Genomic DNA, 330 nt, shown 5'->3' with positions numbered 1-330 from the left:
CGCAAACTGATCTTGATCCGCACGGTTAATATTGAATTGTTCTGCCACGTTTTCAGCGGTTTGTGGCATGCTGTCCACACCATACAATTCTTTGAGTTTTGGATTGATAAAACGCCAGCCCATGGTGGTGTCTTCAATCTTTTGACTGCGTCCAAAAGCACTGTCCGACTTACCCATCACATAGGGCGCACGGCTCATGCTTTCTACACCACCGGCAATGATTAAATCTGCTTCATTGGCTTTAATGGCGCGAGCTGCCATGGCAATCGCATCCAGTGACGATCCACATAGACGGTTCACAGTGGTTGCTGGCACTTGGTATGGCACACC

1 protein-coding gene is annotated in these 330 nt (G+C 48.8%); it reads right to left on the bottom strand.

The window, feature by feature from the left end:
- Positions 1–330 (bottom strand): beta-ketoacyl synthase N-terminal-like domain-containing protein (locus GJV03_RS21365; RefSeq protein ID WP_289845654.1); only part of this gene is annotated, 330 nt, incomplete at both ends.

Source organism: Acinetobacter sp. RIT698 (assembly GCF_009668065.1).
Taxonomy (GTDB): Bacteria; Pseudomonadota; Gammaproteobacteria; order Pseudomonadales; family Moraxellaceae; genus Acinetobacter; species Acinetobacter guillouiae.
Note: the sequence above shows the minus strand (reverse complement) of the source record. Positions and strands in the feature narration are given on the sequence as shown.